Below are 4,877 nucleotides of genomic sequence, written 5' to 3'. Positions count from 1 at the left end.
CTAAGCTCACGTTGAGGAATTTGAATCGAAACATCAATAGCACCCTCTTGGTTTGGCACACTAATTTTTTCTTCCTTCACAAGGGCATAATTTACACCATCCGAAGAAGCCCATATCTCCACCTTTTTAGGCATCCAAACCCAGCTTGAAATTTGGTGAAAGAAGCGTAAAGAGATGTTAGAAATAACTTGCGACTGATTAAAATCTAAACTGGCTTCAACTCCAGCCCTCGACCAACCCAACCAATCATAATCACCATAACGCTTTGATGAGCCAAAAACCCCATTAGTAAGTGCTGCCACACCTCCCTTATTATAGTATTTACTTGGCGCTTCACTCAATTCAACTTTTAAGCCCGTAGCCTTATTGATTGTCAGGTTATTGATTGTTTCATCCACCATTTCATTGTTCATCACGGCAGCTACTTTTATAAGCGTTGATTTATTCACGCTAATCGGATTTTTATAAACCGATGAATTCATTGTCGGACTAGTCCCATCTAGGGTATAGTAAAGCGGTAAATTAGCCTCATTTGAAGTTAAAACCACATTTAGCGATTGTTTTGAATCAAGAACGACACTTGATTTTATCTCATAAAAATGCTTCGCAAAATTCACTTTCCTTTGGCTTAATCCGTTTAAATAGTGTGGCAACCTAGATAAAAATTCACTAAAGTTTTTTTGATTGGGATCCGACCAGGCTACTTCAGCTAAAGCAAGAGCTCTTGGGAAGGTCATGTATTCGGCATGAGATCCGGTGGCCACTTGTTCGGTCCATAAGTTTGCTTGCGCACCTAAAACATAGGATTTTTCCTCCTCGGTTAATTCACTTGGTAGAGGCTCGAAGCTGTAAATTCGTTCTAAATTAACAAAACCATTGAATGCCATAGGTTCGTTCGGACTATCCGATTGATAATAATCAAAATAACAGTGTGAGGTTGGCGACATGATCACTTGATGCTTCATTCTTGCAGCAGCAGCACCATTTTCTGTGCTACGCCACGCCATAACCGTTGCATTGGGTGCTAAACCACCATCCATAATCTCATCCCAACCAATCATTTTGCGACCCTTATCATTTAAATATTGGTCTAAGCTTGTTATAAACTTACTTTGCAATTCATCTACATTGCTAAGGTTCAAATCAGTCATGCGTTTCTTACAAACAGGGCAATTTTTCCAATTAGCTTTACTGGCTTCATCGCCACCGATATGAATATCTTTACTTGGAAATACGTCCATCACTTCATCCAAAATATTTTTCACGAAGGCAATGGTAGTTTCATTGGGACACATCTCCCCTTGCAGCTTAAAGGTATTGCCTAAACTATCCAAACAACCATATTCGGGGTAGGCATCTAATAATGCTTGAGAGTGTGCTGGCACATCGATTTCTGGAATGATGGTAATGGACCGATCTTGCGCATATTTCACTAATCCTTTCATCTCCTCTTGCGTATAAAAGCCCTCATTAGTGGGCCATTGTGATGATTTTGCATAGTGAAGTAAGGGATATTTCTTACTCTCAAAGCGGAATGCTTGTCCGTCGCTCAAATGCCAATGAAAACGATTGATTTTTAATCGTGCAAGCTCATCGATGTATTTTTTCAGAAAATCTAAAGGCATAAAATGACGCGACACATCGAGCATTATTCCCCTGTAAGGAAATCTCGGGGCATCCATAATTGTTGCACTCGGTATTTTCAGCGTATTTTGCGCAGACGGTTTCATTATCTGTATTAAAGATTGTACCGCATAAAAAACGCCAGCTGCAGTTTTTGCTTCAATAGTGATTTGGGTTGGTTTTATATCAAGTTCATAAGCTTCCGAATTGCTAATTTGATCGTTTAATCTAATTTGGATTGTACTTTTTGCTGCAGCAGCATTACTCAGTTTTAATGGTGCGCCAATACGTTCTATAATTTTATTTTGAAGGGGACTTAAAGCTGTGCTTACTTCATTGCTTTGGGTAAAATCTTGAATAAGAGTTTGTTTGCTCAATATAAAATCACCTTTGCCGAGTTTAATTTGCTGCGGTAATGGAATAATAGAATTGGGATTCTGGGCAAAACTCTTGTCGAAAACCAAGAAACAAATAAGGGCAATAAGGATTTTTTTCATTTGCGAATAGCTAATTCTTGCTTGTTATTTAAGAATATATTTCGAAAGTAAGAAAAATGAGGAATTTATAGGCATGTTATGGTTTTTGCCGGTGTAAAATTTTTCAGGACGATACAGGTTTTTTATTTTTATTATTTAACTCCATTATCCCTTGAGTTTAATGCAGCGATTCCACTACGGATTGGCAAATCAGGAGGTTTTCCAAACTCCTCTTGATGGTTTTTTCAATAAAACCCTTTGCAATCGCGCGATCAGATTTAGGAATACACTATTTTGCAATGATGCATTAATTTAACGTGGGTGGTATTAATAAAAACAGGCTGATGAATTATTCTAGATAGTTATTTAAATAGCTTTTTAAGCTCCGACTTAATATTTGAATTTATCACATAAACAATCAGTCGTTTATCCGATGGTAAAGTTTTTCTATCAATACCGTTTTCATGGCCAAATTTTTGATTTAGTTTATCATTTAACTCATTAATTATATTAAATCTAATCCTTCTTTGATTCTCCTGAGATTTATCTTTAGTCTCAAAAACATCATTGATATCATGAGTGGTCAAATATTCATCTTCATTTAGATCCAAAAGTTTTTGTACCAGTTTCCTCTCTTTAACTGATAAAATTAACTCATTGTTTTTTCTAGAGCGGCTGTGTTGCCATTTTACCAACAATCCCACCGCAAGAATAATTGACAGATCCAAATAGTACCAAAAAGTTGAAATCCCCGAAGAGTAAAACTCACCCCAATAAACCGACTTACTTTTAATTTCGGCTATTGAAATCTTCTGGATCGCCCCTGCATTATCAGCCCAAAAATTGGTTAGCGTATCTTTATTCAGATGAGTTGCAGATCCTAAAAGGAAGGACTGTTTATTATTTTTATAGAGATATACTTTATTGCTTTTAGGGTCAAGGATATAAATATGGTTATTGTAAAAATGCAAGAAGAAATTACCAGTCCAAATTACCTTTTGTGGCATATTTAAGGGTAAATCAGGATTTAATTTCCCCAGAAAATTCCATTTATTTTTTTTGAAATCAAAAAGGAAAAATTCATCCCTGATTGTAAATTTTTGATCCTCCAAATAATCTGTAGTTGCGGAGCCTCCAGAATAATAAACGTCTAGCTTATTGTCGTAACCCTGATAACCATGCACAATGGGAATAGGAATCAGATTTTTAGGTCTCAATATTTCCCATTCCCTTATTTTCTCATCAAAATAAGTAATAGCCGTACTATGACTCCAAAAACCTACCCCTCCAATACTGTAAATAATACCATTCCTGACAAATTTATTTGAAAAGAAATTATATCCACTATGATATGTCCTATCAACCCGAATGAGTTCTTTTTTCAAAGGAAAGTAATCAAATACATGTCCCGCTCCATCGATGGTTAAGCGAATTCTTTTCCCATTATCGAAGAGGAAATAATCGTTTTTAAATCGAGATGGAATAGTATTAAAGATGGCGGTGTCTAATTTAATTTTCCCCTCATTTAACCAGCCATTAGAATCTTTTTCTGTTAGTAATTCATAGGTTTCCATATTGATTTTTACCCGGAGCTGAGTTTGGGGGTCAACCCAGGTAAGATAGCGATCAATCGCTAAAGTATCTTCGGCGGATAGCATTAAAAAGACTATGAAAAGAAACTTTAAAATATTATGCATAAATTAAAATAAAGACATATTTCACGGTTTCTAAGAGTGATTAAATTAATACTTAGGTTTAAAAATCAGATTGGTTAGGCTGTGTAATATTAAAAATAATAAATTTTTCTTGTTTATAAAAATGTCTAACTCGAAAAAAAAGCTTGGCTAATGTCCTTTAATTTAGTTAGAATAATTTACGGGAAACCGTAAATGACGTGTTTATTAATGAGAATTTAACTTTAAAAAAGATGATATCTCGTTTTCCGTCATTGGCTTTGCGAATCTGCGAGCCAAAACTCTAAAAAAGCGCGTAAAAATTTGTCTCTGCGAGGTAAATAAAGAAAAATAAACTCTCGCAAAGACGCAGAGGTTTTAATCTCAATGAGGATATCTCTTTTTATATCATTGGCTTTGCGTATCTGCGAGCCAAACTTCTAAAAATAAAACCTTTAGAGATTCTATGTTGATTCCCAAATAAAATTATTCTCTTCCTGCTTTTTTGGTCTTTTTTAAACCCAAACACCTTTAGCAAATTATAAAATAATTGCCTAATATTTTAAAATAAAAGTTGTTTTTTTCTTTGAAAAAATATTGTATTAATTATAGGTATAAGAATTATACTTTTTGAGTTTTTAATAAAAATTAAAGTAACCTTACTGTGTTTTTTTGTGATGCTATGCTAAAGTTATAGTGTGGCTATCATGTATTAAACGCCAATAGTCAATTACTTTAACGAATAAACCTTATAAACTATCAACCTTAAAAATCAATCAAAATAGTCTACCAAAAATTAAATTCCATGAAATCTTTCTCTCTCTATTTAGTTATCTTTTTGCTACTGTTAATTTCAGTACCAGCACTAGCGCAAATCGGTATCGGTACTACTACTCCCGCTGCTTCGGCAGCTTTAGAAGTGAGTTCAACATCCAATAATAAAGGGATCTTAATCCCCAGATTAAGCGCTAGCCAAAAAGATGCTATTGCGGATCCTGCAGAAGGATTAATGGTATATCAAACTACTGCTCCAGCGGGATTTTATTATTATACGGGCACTTCCTGGAAATTGATGGTTACGCAAACAGATTTGGACACGAAAGTA

At 34.9% G+C, this 4,877-nt stretch carries 3 protein-coding genes; 1 reads left to right on the top strand and 2 read right to left on the bottom strand.

From position 1 onward, the window contains the following. Together ACILQF_RS10615 and ACILQF_RS10610 are read right to left on the bottom strand one after the other, a co-directional pair. A partial coding sequence (locus ACILQF_RS10615) for a beta-N-acetylhexosaminidase (RefSeq protein ID WP_395627382.1) occupies positions 1 to 2,120 on the bottom strand: 2,120 nt, incomplete at its 3' end. A 341-nt stretch (positions 2,121 to 2,461) separates the two neighbouring features. After that, positions 2,462 to 3,796 carry a hypothetical protein gene (locus tag ACILQF_RS10610; protein ID WP_395627381.1) on the bottom strand — a complete coding sequence of 445 codons (1,335 nt, stop codon included), beginning with the start codon at positions 3,794 to 3,796 and terminating at the stop codon, positions 2,462 to 2,464. A 781-nt stretch (positions 3,797 to 4,577) separates the two neighbouring features. On the opposite strand from ACILQF_RS10610, the gene ACILQF_RS10605 reads away from it, so the two are divergent. After that, positions 4,578 to 4,877 (top strand): hypothetical protein (locus ACILQF_RS10605; protein ID WP_395627380.1); only part of this gene is annotated, 300 nt, incomplete at its 3' end.

Origin of the sequence: Daejeonella sp. (assembly GCF_044232565.1) — a bacterium.
GTDB lineage: Bacteria > Bacteroidota > Bacteroidia > Sphingobacteriales > Sphingobacteriaceae > Daejeonella.
The sequence above is the reverse complement of the archived record's forward strand: the minus strand, read 5'-3'. Positions and strand labels throughout refer to the sequence as shown.

Bases quoted from the DNA above. Each gene is read 5' to 3' on its own strand.
- ACILQF_RS10610 (WP_395627381.1), bottom strand. From the start codon at position 3,796: ATGCATAATATTTTAAAGTTTCTTTTCATAGTCTTTTTAATGCTATCC.